Here is a 21,277-nt window from a genome sequence, read left to right as displayed (position 1 = left end):
CCGGGCGACGGCCCCGGCGCGCTTCAGTACACCCAGACCTCCACCCGGCGGTTCTTGATCCGTCCCTCCTCGCCGTTGTTGGCAGCCACCGGCAGGGCATCGCCCTGTCCGACGATCTCGCGGAAGGTCGCGCCGCCCTTGGCCAGTTCGCGGCGCACCGCCATCGCCCGCAGCTTCGACAGCAGGGTGCTGCGCTCCTTGTCCTGCTTGGGGTCGCCGAAGCCGACCAGCACCAGCGAATTCTCCAGCTTGCCGTGCTCGCGCAGGTAGGCGAGCACGCGCTCGATGTCGCGCTGGGCCTTGTTGTCGAGCAGGGCGCTGCCCTCCTGGAAGCGGAAGTTCACCGACAGGCGTTGCGCCTCGCGGGCCAGGTTCAGGTAGCCCGGCGGCATGTCGGGGCGGGGCTCGACGCGCACCGCCTGGACTTCCTGGGCGATGAAGCCGTTCTGCGCGACCACCTTCTGGCCGTTCGGGCTGTGGGCGAACTCCACCAGGGCCTTGACCCAGGGACCGGGCTGCTGCGGCGGGTTGTAGAAGAACAGCCGTCGCGACAGGGGATAGTCCTCGGTGGCGACCAGGCTGGGCTCGGGCGGCATCGGCTGGGACTCGCCGGAGGAGATCGCCAGGGCCTTGGCCTTGCGCACATAGGGCAGGCCGATGAAGCCGATGCCGGCCGGGTCCTGGGTCACCGCGCTGGAGAGCTGGCCGCTCGACTCGTAGCGCCGGGCCGTCGCGGCGAGGGCCTTGCCCTGGGGCTTGAGCACCAGCTCGTTGAAGGTGTCGAAGGTGCCGGACTGGGCGTCGCGGGCGTACAGGTGGATCGCTCCGCCGCGCCCGCCGAGTTCCTCCCAGGTCTTCACCTCGCCGGCGAACACCCGGGCCAGCTGTTCGAGGCTGAGGGCGCGCAGCGGGTTGTCCGGATGGAGGATGACCGCCAGGCCATCGATGGCGATCACCTGTTCGGCCTGCGGGCTGCGCAGGTCGCCCTGCGCAGCCAGCGCGGCGACCTCGTTGTCCTTGATCGGCCGCGAGGAGGCGGCGAGGTCGGCCTTGCCTTCCTGCAGGGCGACGAAGCCGGTGCTCGAGCCGTGGGCGCTGATTTCCGCCACCACCTGGCGGCCCTGGGCATCCAGACCGACGACTCGCTGTTCGTTCGCCGCGGTGCCGTTCTCGACGCGCACCTGATGCAGACCCTGCTGCGCGAACAGGCCGGCCACCAGGGCCGGGCCGAGTTCGGCGCCGATGGTGTTGGAGCCCTGGATGCGCAGCACGGGGTCGGACGCGGCAGCGGCGGGCTGGGCTGCCGCCGCGCTCCACGGCAGGCTGGAGCAGAGCAGGACGACCAGCAGGGAGCGGGCCGGGTGGGAAAAGCGGGCAGGCAAAGGCAGGGCGCGCAACATCGGGGGCACCTTCTTACTACGTCAGGTGGGAGGGTTGCGCGAGAATAAGTCTGTTTGGTTGCGCTTATGTGACGACCGACCGGTGGTATGGACCATCGTGCCAAACCGTGAGGCGGTTCACGGTCTGCGGCACTCAGTCGAGTTCCAGCCACACCGGCGCATGGTCTGAGGGCTTGTCCATGGCGCGCAGTTCGTAGTCCACGTCGGCCGCGCGCAGGCGCGAACGCAGGGCGCGGGAGGTCAGGATCAGGTCGATGCGCAGGCCGCGCCGGGGGTCGTCCTCGAAGCCGCGGCTGCGGTAGTCGAACCAGCTGAAACGGTCGCCGACCGCCGGGTGCAGCTCGCGGAAGCTGTCCTGCAGGCCCCAGCCCTTGAGCCGGGCCATCCATTCGCGCTCCTCCGGCAGGAAGCTGCACTTGCCGGTGCGCAGCCAGCGCTTGGCATTCTCCGCGCCGATGCCGATGTCGCAGTCTTCGGGGGCGATGTTGAAGTCGCCCATCAGCGCCAGGGCCTGGTCGGGGCCGAAGCGGCTGTCCAGCAGGGCCTGCAGGTCGGCGTAGAAGCGCGTCTTGGCGGGGAATTTCAGCGGATGGACGCGGCTCTCGCCCTGCGGGAAGTAACCGTTCATCACCGTGACCGGCTGCCCGGCGGCATCGGCATAGACGCCCCAGATGAAGCGCTTCTGCGAGTCCTCGCCGTCGTCGGGAAAGCCCTTGTGTACCTCCAACGGCGGCTGCCGGGAGAGTAGGGCGACCCCGTAGTGGCCCTTCTGCCCGTGGTAGTGCACCTGGTAACCCAGCGCCTCGACCTGCTCGAGGGGGAATTGCTCGTCGGCGACCTTGGTCTCCTGCAGGCCGATCACGTCCGGGAGGTGCTTGTCGATGAGCGCCGAGAGCTGGTGCAGGCGGGCGCGCAGGCCATTGATATTGAAGGAGACGATCTTCATGAAGGGCTGCCGGGTCGAAGCGGGGGCGCCATGCTAGCCGATCACCGCGTCGCCGGGCCAGCCGCCTGGCGGCGGTCGGATGCCGATGCTAACGTGCAGGGAGGGAACAGCGAACCGCCGCCAGGAGGCCCTGCCCATGACCGCACCTACCGAAGTTCGGCTCATCGACGGGGGCTACTTCCGCGAGTCCTGCTCGCTGCTCTACCAAGCCTACCGCCACACGCCGACCTTCGCCTATCTCTTCGAGTCCGACCGGCCCGGCTACGAGCAACGGGTGCGCGCCACCGTACGCGAGCTGCTGGTGCGCCACTTCGCCGATGCCCTGCCGGCGCTCGGCCTGCTGCTCGGCGAGCGGCTGATCGGCGTGGCGCTGATTTCTCCGCCGCAGCGCCGGCTGGAGATCACCGAAAGCTGGAGCTGGCGGATGCGCATGCTGCTGACCGCCGGATTCCGCTGCACCCGGCGCTACCTGGACTACCACGAGGCGGTGATCGCCTGCCTGCCGCCGGGCGCCTACCACATGCTGCCGCTGCTCGGCGTGCGCCCGGAGTTCCAGGGCTGGCACTACGGTGAGCAACTGCTCGAGGCCCTGCAGCGCTGGTGCGCCGAGGATGTCAACTCGCGGGGCATCGTGCTCGACACCGGCGATCCGCACTGCCTGGAGTTCCTCCGCCGGCAGGGCTACCGGGAGGTCGGCCAGGTCGAGCTGGGTCCGGTGCACGAGTACATCCTCGTTCATCCCGGCCCGCAGCCGACGGCGGAGAGGGGCGCCTGAGCCGTCGGATAGGTGCGATGTAAACGCTTGGTAAGCACGGTCGGAGCAGTCGGACAGTCGTGCTAGCATCCGGGGCCATGAGAGTTTCAATCCATACAGGGACGTTCCTGGGCCTTCTGCTCTGCGGCTCTGCGGTGTTCGCACAGGCCCGGCTGGAGGTGCGGGTCGAACCGGACAATGCCGATCTTCGGGGTAATATCGGCGGCTATATCGGCGAGCTTGGCGAGCGGGACGAACAGGCGCTGCACCGCCTCGCGCCGGCCGCCGAGGAGCAGGCCCGTCGTGCGGCCGAGGCGCTGGGCTACTACCACGCCGAGGTTGCCAGCGAGGTCCGCCCCGGTACTTCGCCGACCCTGAGCCTGCGCGTGACTCCCGGCGAGCCGGTGCGCCTGCGCCATGTGGAGATTCGCGTCGAGGGGCCGGCGGCGCAACTGGGGGCGTTCCACGTGCCGCAGGGCCGCCGCCTCAGGCCCGGCGCCCAGCTCAACCACGGCCGCTACGAGAGCGCCAAGAAGCTGATCCAGAACCAGGCGTCGCGCCTCGGTTTCTTCACCGGCCGCTTCACCCGCCAGCGGCTGTTCGTCGACCCGGCCGCCGGGGTCGCCGACATCGAACTGGTCTACGCCAGCGGGCCGCGCTTTCGGCTGGGCGAGGTGCTCTTCGAGGGCGACACGCCGTTCGACGAGGCCTTCCTGCGGCGCATGGTGCCCTTCGAGGCCGGGGCGCCCTACGACGCCGACCTGATCGCCAAGCTGCAGCAGAACCTCCAGGGGCGCAACTACTTCCAGGGCGTGCGGGTCGACGCCAGTCCCGCCGCCGCCCGCGGCGAGGTGGTTCCGGTGGTGGTCCGGCTGCAGATGCGCAAGCCGCACAGCTTCGGCATTGGCGCCGGCTTCTCCACCGACGTCGGTCCGCGCGGGCGGGCCAACTGGACGCGCTACTGGGCCAACTCCCAGGGGCATAGCTACGGCACGGAAATGGAGCTGTCGCAGCCCAAGCAGAACGTCGGCTTCTGGTACGACGTCCCCCTCGACCCGCCGATGACCGACAAGTTGCGCTTCGCCGGCGGCTACCAGTTCCAGGAGCTGGCCAATACCGACACCCGCAGCCGCCTGCTCAAGATCGGCCCGGAGTGGCACCGGCTGCTGGACAACGGCTGGCAGCAGGTGTTCTCGCTGAGATGGCAGGGCGAAGAGTTCCGCTACGGCGACGACAACGGAACGAGCACCCTGCTGCTGCCGGGGGTGGCCTATTCCTATCTGGAGAGCGACCACCCCCTCGACCCGAGCCGGGGCTATCGCCTGCAGGTCGAGATGGCCGCGGCGAGCGAGGCGCTGCTATCGGATGCCAACCTGCTCTACGGCACCGTCATGCTCAAGGGGCTGACCACCCTGGCCGGGCGGCACCGCCTGCTCGGCCGGCTGCAGGGCGGCGGCAACTTCACCGACCAATACACCACGGTGCCGCCGTCGCTGCGCTTCTTCGCCGGCGGCGATCAGAGCGTGCGCGGCTACGACTACCAGACGCTGTCGCCGACCAACTCCGACGGCGACCATGTCGGCGGGCGCTACCTGATCGCCGGCAGCCTGGAATATCAGTACACGTTGCGGGACAAATGGCGCATCGCCACCTTCGTCGATCAGGGCAACGCCTTCAACTCGGAAATCTCCCCCCACCTCAAGACCGGCGTGGGTTTCGGCGTGCGCTGGGTGTCCCCGGTCGGTCCGCTGCGCGTCGACCTGGCCCGCGGCCTCGACGACAACAGCGTTCGCCTGCACTTCTCCATGGGGCCGGAATTATGAAAAGCCTGAGGCTGGGGCTGTGTGGCCTGCTGCTGGTCCTGGCGCTGGCACTGATTGCGCTGGGGGCGCTGCTCGGCAGCAGTGCCGGCAGCCTCTGGCTGCTCGGGCGGGTGCCGGGACTGCAGGTGGAGGGCTTCTCCGGGCGCCTCGCCGGCGCCTGGCAGGCCGAGCGGCTGAACTGGCGGCAGGGCGAGCGGGGCGTCGAGTTGAGCGATGTCGAGTTCGCCTGGCGCCCCGCCTGCCTGTTGCAGCTGACCCTCTGCGTGGAGCGGCTGGTTGCCGGGCAGGCGAGCCTGGCATGGCCCCCGGGCGAGGACGGGGCGGGCGGGCCGCGGCAGTTGCCGGCGCTGCAGCTGCCGTTTCCGATCCGTCTCGGCGAGGCCCGGCTCGGCCGTCTGTTGCTGAATGGCCGCGAGCAGGTGGGGGATCTGCAGCTGAGTGCGCAGTGGAGCGCCGAGGGCATTCGCATCGACGTACTCAAGGCCCGCCGCGACGGTTGGAGGGTAGACCTGCAGGGCCATCTCGCCCCCACCGCCGGCTGGCCGCTGACGGCGAGCGGCAGTCTGGCACTGCCGGCGCCGGGCGGTCAGCCCTGGGCGCTGGCCGTGCAGGTGGACGGCGACCTGCAGGAGCGCCTGAGGCTGCAGGCCGACAGCCAGGGCTACCTGACGGGACGGCTGAGCGGCGACATCCGGCCGCTCGCCGAGCAGCTCCCGGTCAGCCTGAAGCTGACGGCCGACGGCTTCAAGGCCGCCGCCGGCCTGCCGGATACCCTGCGTCTGGAGCAGATCGAGCTGGCGCTCGACGGCGACCTGCAGGAGGGTTACGCAGTGCAGGGCAAGGCTCGTCTGCCGGGCGAGGGCGGTGCCGTGGCGCTGGTCCTGCAGGGCCGGGTGAAGAGCGACGGCGCAGAACTCGCGGCGCTCCGGCTGGATGCCGGCGGCGCGCAGCGCCTCGAGCTGGCCGGCCGCCTGGGCTGGCGCGATGGGCTGGCCGGCGAGCTGCGCCTCGACTGGCGGGACTTCCCCTGGCGGCGGCTCTACCCGACCCGCACCGAGCCGGCGGTGAGCCTCAAGCGCTTCACCGGCGAACTGTCCTACCGCGACGGCGGCTATCTCGGCAATTTCGACGCCGAACTGCAGGGCCCGGCCGGTCCCTTCAGTCTGGCCAGCCCGCTGAGCGGCGACTTCACCCAGCTCCATCTGCCGCAGCTCAAGCTGGTCGCCGGTCAGGGGCGGGCGCAGGGCGTGCTCGGCCTGCGCTTCGCCGACGGCATCGGCTGGAATGCCGACCTGCACTTGAGCGGACTCGACCCCGCCTACTGGCTCGCCGAGCTGGCCGGCAGCCTCGGCGGTCCGCTGAAGACCCAGGGGCGCTTTCGCGACGGCCGCCTGCAACTGGACGCCGCCGTCGACCTGAGCGGCCGCCTGCGTGGCCAGCGGGCGCGCCTGCTGCTCGAGGGGCAGGGCGCGGACGACGCCTGGAGCCTGGCGAAGCTCGACCTGGCGCTCGGCGACAACCGCATCCAGGGCAGCGGGCAGCTCGGCGAGCGCCTCGGGGGCCGGCTGGAACTGGCCCTGCCGCAGCTCGGCCAGCTCTGGCCGGGATTGCAGGGCAGCGCCAACGGGCGTCTCGATCTGGCCGGCACGCCAGCGGCGCCGCAGGGCACGCTGGATCTCGCCGGTCGCCGGCTGCGCCTCGGCGCGCGGCGCCTGGACAGCCTGAAACTGGCCGCCAGCCTCGACGCCGCCCAGCGCGGCCGCATGGCGCTGGACGCCGGCGGCATTCAGTTCGGCGACACCCGCCTGGGCCGGCTCCAGGCGCTGGGGCAGGGCGACCGGCGCACCCAGACGCTGACGGTCGATCTCGACGGCCCGCAATTGGTGCTGGTGCTGGCCTTCGACGGCCGCCTGGAGGCGCTGGCGCAGGGCTGGAACTGGCGCGGTCGGCTGAGTCGCGGCGAACTGCGCAGCGGTGGCCAGGACTGGCGCCTGCAAGGTCCGGCGCGCCTCGAGCGCCTGGCCGACGGCCGCCTGAGCCTCGGCGCGCACTGCTGGCGCTCCGGCCCGGCGAGCCTCTGTGGCGAGGATCAGCGGCTGCTGCCGGAGTCGCAGCTGAACTACCGGCTGCGCGACTTTCCGCTGGACAGCCTGGCCGCCTGGTGGCCGCAGGACTTCGCCTGGCAGGGTCGGCTGAACGGCGAGCTGCGGCTCGAACTGCCGGCCGCCGGGCCGCGCGGGCAGGTCCGCCTGGACGCCGGCAACGGCGTGCTGCGCCTGCGCGAGAAAGGCCGCTGGCAGGATTTTCCCTACCGCCAACTGCTCCTCGACAGCCGCCTGCAGCCGCAGCGCATCGATGCCCGGCTGGCTTTCGCCGGGCCACGGCTGGGCGAGCTGGACGTCGCGGTGCAGATCGACCCGCAGGGCAAGAACAAGCCGCTCTCCGGCCGCTTCGCCCTGCGCGGGCTGGAGCTGGGCGTGCTGCGCCCCTTCGCCGGCCCGGTCGAGGAGCTGGACGGCACGCTCGACGGCAACGGCACCCTGCGCGGCAGCCTGCTGCAGCCCCTGATCGACGGTCGCTTGGAGCTGCGCGGTGGGCGGATTGCCGGCAGCGGCCTGCCGATCCGTTTCGAGGATCTCGGGCTGCAGGCGCAGATCGCCGGCGACCGCCTGCAACTGAGCGGCGGCTGGCGCAGCGGCGAGCACGGCCAGGGCAGCCTGGACGGCACCCTGGACTGGCGCCAGGCGCCGGATCTGGACCTGCGCGTCCGCGGCAGCCGCCTGCCGGTGAGCGTCCCGCCCTATGCCGAGCTGGAGGTGGCGCCGGACCTGCGGGTGCGCCTGGCCGGAGAGACGGCCGATCGGCAACTGGCCCTGAGCGGCGCGCTGGCGGTGCCGCGCGGGGCGATCACCCTGCGCGAGCTGCCGGTCTCGACCGTCCGGGTTTCCGAGGACGCGGTGGTGGCCGGTCGCGAGGTCGAGCCCCGGCGGCAGCTGGCGATGCGGATGGATATCGAGGTCGAGGTCGGCAAGGACAAGCTGACCTTCAGCGGCTTCGGCCTGACCTCCGAGCTGGCCGGCCACCTGCACATCGGCGACCAACTGGACGCCCGCGGCGAGCTGAGCCTGAACAAGGGGCGCTACCGCGCCTACGGGCAGCGCCTGGATATCCGCCGGGCGCGGCTGTTGTTCATCGGCCCGATCGACCAGCCCTACCTGGACATCGAAGCGGTCCGCACGGTCGACGATGTGGTGGCCGGCCTGCGGGTCGGCGGCAGCGTCCTGGAGCCGCGCACCGACGTGTTCGCCGAGCCGGCGATGAGCCAGGAGCAGGCGCTCTCCTACCTGCTGCTGGGCCGGGCGCCGGGCAGCAGCGACAGCGCCGACAGCAACCAGTTGGCCGGCGCCGCGCTCGGCCTCGGCCTGGCCGGCAGCTCCTCGATCACCGGCGGCCTGGCGAAAAACCTCGGTATCGAGGAGTTCGAGCTGGGCACCCAGGGCAGCGGCACGACGACCAGCGTGGTGGCCAGCGGCAAGCTTTCCGAGCGGCTCAGCCTGATCTACGGGGTCGGCGTGTTCGAGCCGGTGAACAGCATCGCCCTGCGCTACCAACTGACCCGCCGGCTGTTCCTCGAGGCGGCCAGCGGTCTGGCTAGTTCGCTGGACCTTTTCTATAAGCAGGATTTCTGACGAGGCGGACGCTTTCGGTGTCTCGATCCGGCGGATCGCTGTTCGCGATCGGAAGCGGCATGCAGCCGCTGGCCGGCACTTGTATCGTTTCGCCTCTCCCTTGCCGTGCGTTGCGCCGCTCCGGCAGGGGGCATCGGCCATCGGGCCTGTTGACGTTTTGGCGTAGGCCGCGACGGAGGCCCGTCTGGCGCAGAACAAGGAACGAGGAGAGAAGTTTGGTCATTCCAAATGAACGACGAGCGACGCCGTGCTGCGCCAGACGGGCCCCGTCCCTTCGGGTTGCGCGTCAAATGCTGCCATGCGGCGTTGCGGGACTTGGCAAGGGAATGACCATTGCCGGCGCCCCGCGCCTTGCCTGGCGGCATTTGACGCGGCAACGCGGCTCACGCCAAAACGTCAACAGGCCCTAAGGTAAAAGACCCGTAAAGGCCCTTTGCTTGGTCGACGCGAATACTTATCGTTCGGCGTCCTTTGAAAGCGGTTGCCCGTCATGTCCGAGTCGAACCTGAATTCTCCGTCTCCAGCACCCCGCCGCTGGCCCTATTGGCTGCTGGCGGTGCTCGTCGCCGTCGGGCTTGCCGCCTGGTGGCAGTGGCCGGCGCTTTCCGGTGCCAAGGTTTCGGCCGGTGCGGCGGCAGGCCGGCCGGGCGGCCCGGGAGGACCCGGTGGACCGGGCGGGGCCTTCGGTGGTCCGGTGCCGGTGCGGGTGGGCGAGGTGAAGCAGGGCGATTTCCCGGTCGAGCTCAAGGCGCTGGGCACGGTCACCGCCTACAACACGGTGAACGTGCGTTCGCGGGTCGACGGCGAACTGGTCAAGGTGCTGTACCGCGAAGGGCAGCAGGTCAAGGCCGGCGACCTGCTGGCGGTGATCGACCCGCGGCTCTACGAGGCGGCGCTCAAGCAGGCCGAGGGCACCCTGCAGCAGACCCGCGCGCAGCTGCGCAATGCCGAGATCGACCTGGCCCGCTACAAGGGGCTGTACGCCGAGGATTCGGTCGCCAAGCAGACCCTCGACACCCAGGAGGCGCTGGTCGCCCAGTACCAGGGCACGGTCCGCTCCAACCAGGCGGCGGTCGAGCAGGCCCGGGTCAACCTGGAGTACACCCAGGTGCGCGCGCCCATCGCCGGGCGCCTCGGCCTGCGCCAGGTGGACGTCGGCAACCTGGTCAGCAGCGGCGACACCACGCCGCTGGTGAGCATCACCCAGACCCTGCCGATCTCGGTCAGCTTCACCCTGCCCGAGGGCGAGCTGCCGCAGGTGCTGGAGCAGCTGCACGCCGGCCAGCGCCTGGGCGTGGAGGCCTGGGACCGCAGCGAGCGCAACCGCCTGGCGGTGGGCGAGCTGGAGAGCCTGGACAACCAGATCGACCTGACCACCGGCACCGTGCGTCTCAAGGCGCGCTTCGAGAATGCCGAGCAGCGCCTGTTCCCCAACCAGTTCGTCAACGTCCGGCTGCGCGTGACCACCCGCCGGCAGGCCCTGCTGGCACCGGCGGCGGCGCTGCAGTTCGGCTCCCAGGGCACCTTCGTCTACGTGGTCGGCGACGACGGCAAGGCGCAGCTGCGCTATGTGACGGCCGGCCCCGGCGACGGCACCACCACCCTGATCGAGCAGGGCCTGAGCCTCGGCGAGCGGCTGGTGCTGGAGGGCACCGACCGCCTGCGCGACGGCGGCAAGGTCGAGGTGATCGACGACAGCCGCCCGCCCGCCGGCGAGGCGCCCAAGCCGGCGCCGGCGGGCCGGCCGCAGACAGCGAAGCCCAGCGCATGAACCTCTCGCGCCCCTTCATCCTCCGGCCGGTCGCCACCACCCTGATCATGGTCGCGGTCTTTCTCTGCGGGGTGATCGCCTACCGCCTGCTGCCGGTTTCCGCGCTGCCCGAGGTGGACTATCCGACCATCCGCGTGATGACCCTCTATCCCGGCGCCAGCCCCGAGGTGATGACCAGCGCGGTGACCGCCCCGCTGGAGCGCCAGTTCGGCCAGATGCCGGGCCTCAAGCAGATGTCCTCGACCAGCTCCGGCGGCGCCTCGGTGATCACCCTGCGTTTCAGCCTGGAGGTGAACCTGGAGGTCGCCGAGCAGTCGGTGCAGGCGGCGATCAACGCGGCCAGCAACCTCTTGCCCGACGACCTGCCGACACCGCCGGTGTACAACAAGGTCAATCCGGCCGACACCCCGGTGGTGACCCTGGCGGTCACCTCGGCAACCATGCCGCTGCCGGAGATCAACGACCTGGTGGACACCCGCATGGCGCAGAAGCTGGCGCAGATCACCGGCGTCGGGATGGTCAGCCTGGCCGGCGGCCAGCGCCCGGCGGTGCGCATCAAGGTCGATCCGCAGGCGCTGGCCACCTACGGCCTGAACCTCTCCGACGTGCGTTCGCTGATCACCGCCTCCAACGTCAACCAGCCCAAGGGCAACTTCGACGGCCCGACCCGGGTGTCGCAGCTCGACGCCAACGACCAGCTCAAATCCGCCAACGAATACCGCGACCTGATCCTCGCCCACCAGAACGGCGCGACCCTGCGCCTCAAGGACGTCGCGCGAATCGTCGACGGCGCCGAGAACGACCGTCTGGCCGCCTGGGCCAACCGCAACGCGGCGGTGCTGGTGAACATCCAGCGCCAGCCGGGGGCCAACGTCATCGAGGTGGTCGGGCGCATCCAGGCGCTGCTGCCGCAGATCGCCGCGACCCTGCCGGCCAGTCTCGAGGTGATTCCGCTCACCGACCGCACCCAGACCATCCGCGCCGCGGTGCACGATGTGCAGTTCGAGCTGGTGCTGGCGGTGGGCCTGGTGGTGCTGGTGACCTTCGTCTTCCTGCGCAAGCTGTCGGCCACGCTGATCCCCTCGATCGCCGTGCCGCTGTCCTTGATCGGCACCTTCGGGGTGATGTACGTGGCCGGCTTCTCCATCAACAACCTGACGCTGATGGCGCTGACCGTCGCCGCCGGCTTCGTGGTCGACGACGCCATCGTCATGCTGGAGAACATCGCCCGCCACCTGGAGGAGGGCGCGACGCCGCTCGAGGCGGCCCTCAAGGGGGCGAAGCAGATCGGTTTCACCCTGATCTCGCTGACCTTCTCGCTGATCGCCGTGCTGATCCCGCTGCTGTTCATGGCCGATGTGGTCGGCCGGCTGTTTCGCGAGTTCGCCATTACCCTGGCGGTGGCCATCCTCATCTCGCTGGTGGTGTCGCTGACCCTGACGCCGATGATGTGCGCGCTGTTCCTCAAGCAGGAGGAGCCGGAGGAGCGCCAGGGCCGCTTCTACCGCGCCAGCGGCGCCTGGATCGACGCCCTGATCGCCGGCTACGACCTCGCCCTGCACTGGGTGCTGCGCCACCAGGCGCTGACCCTGCTGATCGGCGTGGCCACCCTCGGTCTCACTGTGGTGCTCTACCAGGCGGTGCCCAAGGGCTTCTTCCCGGTCCAGGACACCGGGGTGATCCAGGGGATCTCCGAGGCGCAGCAGAGTATTTCCTTCCGCGCCATGAGCGAGCGCCAGCAGCACCTCGCCGAGGTCATCCTGCAGGACCCGGCGGTGGCCAGCCTCTCTTCCTATATCGGCGTGGACGGCGACAACGTCACCCTCAACAGCGGGCGCCTGCTGATCAACCTCAAGCCGCATGCCGCGCGCACGGTCACCGCCAGCCAGGTGATCGAGCGGCTGCGTCCGCAGCTCGCCGCGGTGCCGGGCATCCAGCTGTTCCTCCAGCCGGTGCAGGACCTGACCATCGAGGACCGGGTCAGCCGCACCCAGTTCCAGTTCACCCTGGAATCGCCGGACGGTGCGCTGCTCGAGACCTGGACGCCGAAGCTGGTCGAGGCGCTTGCCGCGCTGCCGGAGCTGACCGACGTGGCCAGCGACCTGCAGACCCGTGGCCTGCAGGTCTACCTGAACATTGATCGCGACGCCGCCGCGCGCCTCGGGGTGACCGTTGCCGCCATCGACGACGCGCTCTACGACGCCTTCGGCCAGCGGCAGATCTCGACCATCTACACCCAGGCCAGCCAGTACCGGGTGGTGCTGGAAAGCCGGGCTGTCGACAGCCTCGGCCCGGCGGCGCTGGACGAGGTGCATGTGGCCAGCGCCGAGGGCGGCCAGGTGCGGCTGTCGTCCCTGGCGCGTATCGAGGAGCGGGCGGCGGCGCTGCTGATCAACCACATCGGCCAGTTCCCCGCGGTGACCCTGTCGTTCAACCTGGCGCCGGGCATCTCGCTCGGCGCGGCGGTGGCGGCGATCGAGGGCGTGGAGCGGGAGATCGGCCTGCCGGGCGGCATCGAGAGCCGCTTCCAGGGCGCCGCCGAGGCGTTCCGCGCCTCGCTGTCGAGCACCCTGCTGCTGATCCTCGCCGCCGTCGTCACCATGTACATCGTGCTCGGCGTGCTCTACGAGAGCTACATCCACCCGATCACCATCCTCTCCACGCTGCCTTCGGCCGCGGTGGGGGCGCTGCTGGCGCTGCTGCTCTCCGGCAACGACCTGGGGCTGATCGCGATCATCGGCATCATCCTCTTGATCGGCATCGTCAAGAAGAACGCGATCATGATGATCGACTTCGCCCTGGAGGCCGAGCGCCATCAGGGCATGGACCCGCAGGCGGCGATCCACCGCGCGGCGCTCTTGCGCTTCCGGCCGATCCTGATGACCACCCTGGCCGCGCTGTTCGGCGCCATCCCGCTGATGTTCGCCACCGGCTCCGGCGCCGAGCTGCGCCAGCCGCTGGGCCTGGTGCTGGTCGGCGGGTTGCTGCTCAGCCAGCTCCTGACGCTGTTCACCACCCCGGTGATCTACCTGGCCTTCGACCGCCTGAGCCGGCGCTTCATGGGCCGCAGCGCGGCGGGGGTGACGGCATGAGCCTCAAGCCGTTTTGTGTGGGAGCGAATTCATTCGCGATTTGCGTTGCACCTGTCGCAAATGAATTTGCTCCTACAGGGGGGGCGGCATGAACCTCTCGGCTCCCTTCATCCGCCGTCCGGTGGCGACCCTGCTGCTCAGCCTGGCGATCCTCCTGCTCGGTGCGCTGAGCTTCGGCCTGCTGCCGGTGTCGCCGCTGCCGAAGATGGACTTCCCGGCGATCACCGTGGAGGCCAGCCTGGCCGGGGCCAGCCCGCAGATCATGGCGTCCACCGTGGCGACGCCGCTGGAGCGGGCGCTCGGCGGCATCGCCGGGATCAGCGAGATGACCAGCCGCAACAGCCAGGGCAGCACGCGGATCATCATCCTCTTCGACATCGGCCGCGACATCGACGCCGCCGCCCGCGAGGTGCAGGCAGCGATCAGCGAGGCGCGCACCCTGCTGCCCAGCGGCATGCGCAGCATGCCCACCTACCGCAAGGTCAATCCCTCCCAGGCGCCGATCATGGTGCTCTCGCTGACTTCCAAGGTGCTCGACAAGGGCCAGCTCTACGACGTTGCCTCGACCATCGTGGCGCAGAAGCTCTCCCAGGTCGACGGGGTGGGCGAGGTGCAGGTCGGTGGTAGTTCGCTGCCGGCGGTACGGATCGAGCTGGAGCCGCGCCTGCTCGACCAGTACGGCATCGCCCTCGACGAGGTACGCCAGGCGATCGCCGCGGCCAACGTGCGGCGTCCCAAGGGCGACGTGGAGGATGCCCTGCGCCACTGGCAGGTGCAGGCCAACGACCAGCTGGAGCGCGCCGCCGACTACCGGCCGCTGGTGATCCGCTACCAGAACGACGGGCCGGTGCGCCTGAGCGACGTGGCACAGGTGCACGACGGCGTGGAGGACCGCTACAACAGCGGCTTCTACAACGACAAGGACGCGGTGCTGCTGATCGTCAACCGCCAGGCCGGCGCCAACATCATCGAGACCATCGCCGAGATCCGCGCCCGGCTGCCGGCGCTGCGCGAGGTGATTCCGGCCAGCGTCGAGCTGGAGGTGGCGATGGACCGCTCGCCGGTGATCCGCGCCACCCTCCACGAGGCCGAGCGTACCCTGCTGATCGCCGTGGGTCTGGTGATCCTGGTGGTGCTGGCCTTCCTCGGCCACTGGCGTGCCGCACTGATTCCGGCGCTGGCGGTGCCGGTGTCGCTGGTCGGCAGCTTCGCGGTGATGTACCTGTGGGGTTTTTCCCTGAACAACCTGTCGCTGATGGCGCTGATCATCGCCACCGGCCTGGTGGTGGACGACGCCATCGTGGTGCTGGAGAACATCGCCCGGCACGTCGAGGACGGCGAGCCGCCGCTGGCGGCGGCGCTCAAGGGCTCGCGCGAGGTGGGCTTCACCCTGCTGTCGATGAACCTGTCGCTGGTCGTGGTGTTCCTCTCCATGCTGTTCATGGGCGGCATCGTCGAGCGGCTGTTCCGCGAGTTCTCGATCACCCTGGCGGTGGCCATCCTGATCTCCCTGCTGGTTTCGCTGACCCTGACCCCGATGCTCTGCGCGCGCTGGCTCAAGCCCGAGACCGAGGCACGCGCGCCCAGCCGCCTGGGGCGCTTCGCCAGTGGCCTGCAGGCGCGGGTGATGGCCGGCTACGCGCGCAGCCTGGACTGGGCCCTGGCGCATTCGACGCTGATGCTGTTCGGTCTGTTGGCGACCATCGCGCTGAACGTCTACCTGTATGTCGCGGTGCCCAAGACCTTCCTCCCGCAGCAGGACACCGGCCAACTGATCGGCTTCGTCCGCGGCGACGACGGGCTGTCCTTCCAGGTCATGCAGCCGAAGCTGCAAGCCTATCGCCGGGCGTTGCTCGCCGATCCGGCGGTGCAGAGCGTGGCCGGTTTCATCGGCGGCAAGGGCGGGATCAGCAACGCGATGGTCATCGTGCGCCTGAAGCCGATCGCCGAGCGCGGCCTCTCCGCCCAGCAGGTGATCGACCGCCTGCGCAAGAGCCTGCCGAAGGTTCCGGGCGGCCAGCTGTTCCTCATGGCCGACCAGGATCTGCAGTTCGGCGGGCGCCAGGGGCGCAGCTCGGAGAACGAGTACGTGCTGCTTTCCAGCGATCTGGAGCTGCTGCGCATCTGGCTGCCCAAGGTGCGCGAGGCCATGGCCGCGCTGCCCCAGCTCACCGACATCGACGCCAACCAGGGCGAGGGCGCCCAGCAGATCCGCCTGGTTGTGGACCGCGAGACCGCCAAGCGCCTCGGCGTGGACATGGACATGGTCACCGCGGTGCTGAACAACGCCTTCAGCCAGCGGCAGATCTCGACCATCTACGACGACCTCAACCAGTACCAGGTGGTGATGGAGATCGACCCGCGCTACGCCCAGTCCCCCGAGGCGCTGGACATGGTCCAGCTGATCACCGACGGCGGGCTGCGCGTGCCGCTGTCGGCCTTCTCCCACTGGGAGCGCAGCCTGGAGGAGGACCGGGTGCAGCACCAGGGCCAGTTCGCCGCGGAGAACATCGGCTATTCCATCGCGCCCGGCCATAGCGCGGTGGAGGCCAACCAGGCGATCCAGCAGGCGGTGGCGCGGGTCGGGCTGCCCACCGACGTGCAGGGCCAGCTCGGCGGCACCGGCGGCGCCCTGCTGCAGGCGCAGAAGGCCCAGCCGCTGATGATCCTCGGCGCGCTGCTGGTGGTGTATATCGTCCTCGGCATCCTCTACGAGAGCTACGTCCACCCGCTGACCATCCTCTCCACGCTGCCCTCGGCGGGCGTCGGTGCGCTGCTGGCGATCGAGCTGGTCGGCGACCAGTTCAGCCTGATCTCGCTGCTTGGCCTGTTCCTCCTGATCGGCGTGGTGAAGAAGAACGCCATCCTGATGATCGACCTGGCGCTGCAGCTGGAGCGCCACGCGCGGCTCGGCCCGGAGGAGTCGATCCGTCGTGCCTGTCTGCTGCGCTTCAGGCCGATCCTGATGACCACCCTGTCGGCGATCCTCGGCGCCCTGCCATTGCTGCTGGACACCGCCGAGGGGGCGGAAATGCGCCGCCCGCTGGGGCTCGCCATCGTCGGCGGGCTGGTCCTCAGCCAACTCTTGACCCTCTACAGCACGCCGGTGGTCTATCTGTTCTTCGACCGCCTGCGTCACCGCTTCAACCGCTGGCGCGGCGTGCGCAGCGATGCCGCCCTGGATACCTCGTTATGACCGCCTCCGCTCCATCTTCCCGACCCCAGCGGCTCGCCTGGTCGCTGACCTTCGCCCTGAGCCTGGCCCTGACCGGCTGCGCCCTCGGCCCGGACTATGAACGTCCCGTGTTGTCCACCCCGGACAGCTTCAAGGAGGGCGAGGGCTGGAAGCTCGCCACACCCGCCGACGAACTCGAGCGCGGCCGCTGGTGGGAGATGTACGCCGACCCCGTGCTGAGCGATCTGATGCGCCGCCTGGACGACGCCAACCAGACCGTCGCCCAGTCGGTGGCCCAGTACCTGCAGGCGAAGACTGCGGTGCGCGGGGCGAAGGCGGCGTTCTTCCCGACCGGCGGGGCCAGCGTCGACAAGACCCGCTCGTCGTCGGCCTCGGGCGGCGGCGGTTCGGTGCGCCTGGCCGACGGTTCGACGGTCAGCACCGGCGGCGGAGGCGGCAGCATCACCGACAGCTACAACGCGGTCACCAACATCAGCTGGGAGCTGGACATCTGGGGCAGGCTGCGCCGCCAGCTGGAGTCGGATCGCGCCAGCCTGCAGGCCAGCGCCGCCGACCTCGCCGCGGTGCGACTCAGCCAACAGTCCACGCTGGCCCAGAGCTACCTGCAACTGCGTGTGCTGGACGGTCAGCGGCGCCTGCTCAAGGCCACGGTGGAGGCCTATGCGCGCAGCCTGCGCCTGACCGAGAACCAGTACCGCGCCGGCATGGTCACCAAGTCCGACGTGACCCAGGCGCGCACCCAGCTGAAGAGCACCGAGGCCCAAGCCGTCGACCTGGACTACCAGCGCGCCCAGCTGGAGCATGCCATCGCCGTGCTGGTCGGCGTGCCGCCGGCCGAGTTCGCCCTGGCCGAGCGGGACGCCCTGCCGACCCTGCCGGAAATCCCCACCCTGTTGCCGTCGCGCCTCCTGGAGCGGCGCCCGGACGTGGCCTCCGCCGAGCGCCAGGTGATCTCGGCCAACGCCCTGATCGGCGTGGCCAAGGCCGCCCGTTTCCCGACCTTCAGCCTGAGCGCGGCGGGTGGCTATCGCTCCAGCACTACGAGCAACTGGTTCGTGACGGACAACCGTTTCTGGAATATCGGCCCGGAGATGACCCTGCCCCTGTTCGATGGCGGCCTGCTGCGCTCCCAGGTGGATCAGGCGCGGGCCACCCACCAGCAGGCGGTAGCGACCTACCGGCAGACCGTGCTGGACAGCTTCCGCGAGGTGGAGGACTACCTGGTGCAACTGAGCGTGCTGGAGCGCGAGAGCCGGGCCCAGCAGGAGGCTGTGGACGCCGCCAACGAGTCCCGCCGGCTGATGGAGAACCAGTACAAGGCCGGTACCGTCGACTACACCAGCGTGGTCACCGTGCAGACCGCGGCGCTGTCCAACGAGCGCACCGGCCTGACCCTGCTGAGCAACCGGCTGACTGCCAGCGTGCAGCTGATCGCCGCCCTCGGCGGCGGCTGGGACAGCGCCGAGCTGGACGATCTGGAGACGCTCGACGAGCGGCTGGATAAGGCGCGAGCGAAGCCGGAAGAGGATTGACGGCTTCGGGCGATGAGGGCCGGTGACGAGGCGCGCCTGCGGTTAGAATGCCGCCCCGCCTCAAGGACTTACTCCATGCCGCTTCGCCTTTTCCTCTTCGTGCTGCTGGCGCTGGGCGCCGCGGCGCGGGCCGAAGAGTTGTCGTACCGTCGCGACATCCAGCCGATCTTTACCGCCAAGTGCGTGGTCTGCCATGCCTGCTACGACTCGCCCTGCCAGCTCAACCTGGGCAGCGGCGAAGGGGCGTTGCGCGGTGCCCACAAGCGCTCGGTGTACAACGGCCTGCGCACCGAGGCCGATGAACCCACCCGGCTGTTTCTCGACGCCCGGGGAGAGGCAGCCTGGCGGCGCAAGGGCTTCCAGTCGGTGCTCGAGGCCGGCGGCCAGGCGGCACTGATGGCGCGCATGCTGGAACTCGGCCGCAGCCGGCCGCTGGAGCACAATGTCCGGCTGCCGGAGGACCTGGAGATCGGCATCGGCCGCCGGAACAGCTGTCCGCTGCCCGGCGAGTTCGCGGCCTTCGCCCGGGACAATCCCAGGGCCGGCATGCCCTTCGCCGTCGCCGGCCTCACCGACGGCGAATACGCGACCCTGATGCATTGGCTGAAGCAGGGCGCGCCGGTCGACGAGGTGCCGCTCGAACCGTCGCCGGCCGAGTCGGCGCAGATCGCCGACTGGGAGCGCCTGCTGAATGCCCGGGACATGCGCTCCCGGCTGGTCGCCCGCTGGCTGTACGAGCACCTGTTCCTCGCCCATCTGCATTTCGAGGGCGGCGCGCCGGGACACTTCTTCCAGCTGGTGCGCTCGCGCACCCCCGCCGGCCAGCCGGTCGAGCCGATCGCCACGCGACGCCCCAACGACGACCCCGGCAGCGACTTCCACTACCGGCTGCGGCCGATTCGCGAGGTGATCGTGCACAAGACGCACATCACCTATCCGCTCGGTCCGCAGAAGCTGGCGCGGGTGCGCGAGTTGTTTTTCTCCGGCGACTGGCCGGTGGCGGAGCTGCCCGGCTACGGCGTCCAGCGCCGCGCCAATCCGTTCGACACCTTCGCGGCGATTCCGCCGCAGGCGCGCTACCGTTTCATGCTGGACAATGCCGAGTACTTCGTGCGTACCTTCATCCGTGGTCCGGTGTGTCGCGGGCAGATCGCCACGGACGTGATCCGCGATCACTTCTGGACGCTGTTCCAGGCCCCCGAAAGCGACCGCTACCTCACCGATGCGCGCTACCGCGCCGCGGTGACGCCGCTGCTCGTGCTGCCCGGCCAGCTCGACGACATCGCTGGCCTGTGGAGTCTCTGGGGCACCTATATGGAGCGGCTCAAGCGCTACGAAAGCCTGCGCCGCCAGGCCTATGCCGAAGCCCCGGCGCAGTGGTCGGATCTCTGGGGCGGCAACGACAACGCGCTGCTGACCGTCTTCCGCCAGCACGACAGCGCCTCGGTGCGCAAGGGGCTGGTCGGCGCGGTGCCGCAGACCCTGTGGTGGCTGGATTTCCCGCTGTTCGAGCGTACCTACTACCAGCTGGTGGTGAATTTCGACGTATTCGGCAATGTCTCCCACCAGTTGCAGACGCGCCTGTACTTCGACCTGATCCGCAACGGCGCCGAACAGAACTTCCTGCGCCTGCTGCCGGCCGACTCGCGCCAGGCGATCCTCGACAGCTGGTACGAGAACAGCGGCCAGCTCAAGCTCTGGCTCTCCTATACCGAGATCGACGGCGTAACCCCGTCGGCACTCGGACTGCCGCAGCACCAGCCGATCCGCAGTTTCGCCGAGCATCTTCTGGAGCGGCATGCGGCAATCAACGCCCGTCCCGATCCGCTCAACCGCTGCCGCTCGGCGCATTGCTACCGTCCCGGGGTAGCGCGGGAGCTGCAGTACGCCGAGCAGACCCTCAGTCGTCTGGCCAGCCGGCCCGCCGCCAGCCTGCCGGCGGTGCTCGCCCTGCCGGAGGCCAGCCTGCTGCGCATCGAGTACGGCGAGGGGCAGCGGGAGATCTACAGCCTGCTGCGCAACCGTGCCCACAGCAACGTGGCGTTCATCTTCGGCGAGCAGCTGCGCTACCGGCCCAGGCTGGATACCCTGACGCTCTATCCGGGGGTGCTGAGCAGCTACCCGAACTTCCTCTTCAACGTCCGCGCCGAGGAGGTGCCGGCTTTCGTCGCGGCGCTGGAGCAGGCGAGGGGAGGGGCGGGCTTCGCGGCGGTCGTCGAGCGCTGGGGTATCCGCCGCAGCCACCCCGAGTTCTGGCGTTACTTCAACGACCTCTCGGCCTGGTTGCGGGAAACCGAGCCGCTGGAGGCCGGGGTACTGGACATGAACCGTTACCAGAATCTGTGAGGTGGCCCGTCTGTGGCGGACTTTCGGAGCTTATTCCGACTGGCATGCTAGGACTTTATCCCCCCGAAAGCATGGCGTACACTCGGGGGCATATTCGCGAGGAGCTGCCATGAGCGCCATCATCATCACCGACGCCGCACACGACTATCTGGCCGAACTGCTGGCCAAGCAGAACGGCACCGACATCGGTATCCGTATCTTCATCACTCAGCCCGGCACGCCCAGCGCCGAAACCTGCATCGCCTATTGCCGGCCGGCCGAGCGGAATCCGGACGATACCGCCCTGGCGCTGAAAAGCTTCACCGCGTGGATCGATTCCGTCAGCGAGCCTTTCCTCGAGGACGCCGTCGTCGACTACGCCAGCGACCGCATGGGCGGCCAACTGACCATCAAGGCGCCGAACGCCAAGGTGCCGATGATCGGCGAAGACAGCCCGCTGACCGAGCGGATCAACTACTACCTGCAGACCGAGATCAATCCGGGTCTGGCCGGCCACGGCGGCCAGGTGAGCCTAGTGGACATCGTCGAGGAGGGAATTGCCGTGCTGCGTTTCGGCGGCGGCTGCCAGGGTTGCGGTATGGTCGACATGACGCTGAAGGACGGCGTGGAGAAGACCCTGTTGGAGCGCATCCCGGACCTCAAGGGTGTGCGCGACGCCACCGACCACAGCAACCGGGAAAACGCCTATTACTAATGGCGAGCGGCGGCGGAAACGAAGAAAGGCGGCC

Annotated in this window: 11 protein-coding genes; 9 read left to right on the top strand and 2 right to left on the bottom strand. The window is 69.6% G+C overall.

Annotated elements, in window-relative coordinates:
• Nucleotides 1-23: 23 nt before the first annotated feature.
• On the bottom strand, nt 24-1,400 hold the full coding sequence (locus BMY22_RS00815; protein ID WP_090618792.1) for a substrate-binding domain-containing protein: 1,377 nt from the start codon (nt 1,398-1,400) through the stop codon (nt 24-26).
• Between the two features lie 133 nt (nt 1,401-1,533).
• On the bottom strand, nt 1,534-2,346 hold the full coding sequence (gene xthA / locus BMY22_RS00810; RefSeq protein WP_090618790.1) for an exodeoxyribonuclease III: 813 nt from the start codon (nt 2,344-2,346) through the stop codon (nt 1,534-1,536).
• Between the two features lie 130 nt (nt 2,347-2,476).
• Here xthA and BMY22_RS00805 point away from each other — a divergent pair, with 130 nt between their 5' ends.
• From BMY22_RS00805 to nfuA, 9 genes are all read left to right on the top strand, one after another.
• A complete protein-coding gene (locus tag BMY22_RS00805) occupies nt 2,477-3,121 on the top strand; it encodes a GNAT family N-acetyltransferase (RefSeq protein WP_208599207.1) in 645 nt (214 codons plus the stop codon).
• Nucleotides 3,122-3,198: 77 nt separating this feature from the next.
• The gene (locus BMY22_RS00800; protein WP_167363676.1) at nt 3,199-4,923 is read left to right on the top strand and encodes an autotransporter assembly complex protein TamA; all 1,725 of its coding nucleotides are present in this window, start codon (nt 3,199-3,201) and stop codon (nt 4,921-4,923) included.
• Nucleotides 4,920-8,612: a translocation/assembly module TamB domain-containing protein gene (locus BMY22_RS00795; RefSeq protein WP_090618787.1), complete on the top strand. Its 3,693-nt coding sequence runs from the start codon at nt 4,920-4,922 to the stop codon at nt 8,610-8,612. Before BMY22_RS00800 ends, BMY22_RS00795 begins: the two co-directional genes overlap by 4 nt.
• A 490-nt stretch (nt 8,613-9,102) precedes the next feature.
• A complete protein-coding gene (locus BMY22_RS00790) occupies nt 9,103-10,383 on the top strand; it encodes an MdtA/MuxA family multidrug efflux RND transporter periplasmic adaptor subunit (protein ID WP_090618786.1) in 1,281 nt (426 codons plus the stop codon).
• Nucleotides 10,380-13,475: an MdtB/MuxB family multidrug efflux RND transporter permease subunit gene (locus tag BMY22_RS00785; protein WP_090618784.1), complete on the top strand. Its 3,096-nt coding sequence runs from the start codon at nt 10,380-10,382 to the stop codon at nt 13,473-13,475. The genes BMY22_RS00790 and BMY22_RS00785 overlap by 4 nt, the downstream gene beginning before the upstream one ends.
• Nucleotides 13,476-13,563: 88 nt before the next feature.
• Nucleotides 13,564-16,671 carry an efflux RND transporter permease subunit gene (locus tag BMY22_RS00780; RefSeq protein ID WP_090618783.1) on the top strand — a complete coding sequence of 1,036 codons (3,108 nt, stop codon included), beginning with the start codon at nt 13,564-13,566 and terminating at the stop codon, nt 16,669-16,671.
• Complete coding sequence (locus tag BMY22_RS00775) at nt 16,668-18,203, top strand: efflux transporter outer membrane subunit (RefSeq protein ID WP_090618781.1); 1,536 nt, start codon at nt 16,668-16,670, stop codon at nt 18,201-18,203. The genes BMY22_RS00780 and BMY22_RS00775 overlap by 4 nt, the downstream gene beginning before the upstream one ends.
• 75 nt (nt 18,204-18,278) lie before the next feature.
• The gene (locus BMY22_RS00770; RefSeq protein ID WP_090618780.1) at nt 18,279-20,549 is read left to right on the top strand and encodes a fatty acid cis/trans isomerase; all 2,271 of its coding nucleotides are present in this window, start codon (nt 18,279-18,281) and stop codon (nt 20,547-20,549) included.
• Between the two features lie 109 nt (nt 20,550-20,658).
• Nucleotides 20,659-21,243 (top strand): Fe-S biogenesis protein NfuA, encoded by a 585-nt coding sequence (gene nfuA / locus BMY22_RS00765; protein WP_090618778.1) that lies wholly within the window; start codon nt 20,659-20,661, stop codon nt 21,241-21,243.
• Nucleotides 21,244-21,277: the final 34 nt, after the last annotated feature.

Source organism: Azotobacter beijerinckii (genome assembly GCF_900110885.1).
Classification (GTDB): Bacteria; Pseudomonadota; Gammaproteobacteria; order Pseudomonadales; family Pseudomonadaceae; genus Azotobacter; species Azotobacter beijerinckii.
This window is presented reverse-complemented; position numbering and strand designations above follow the sequence as displayed.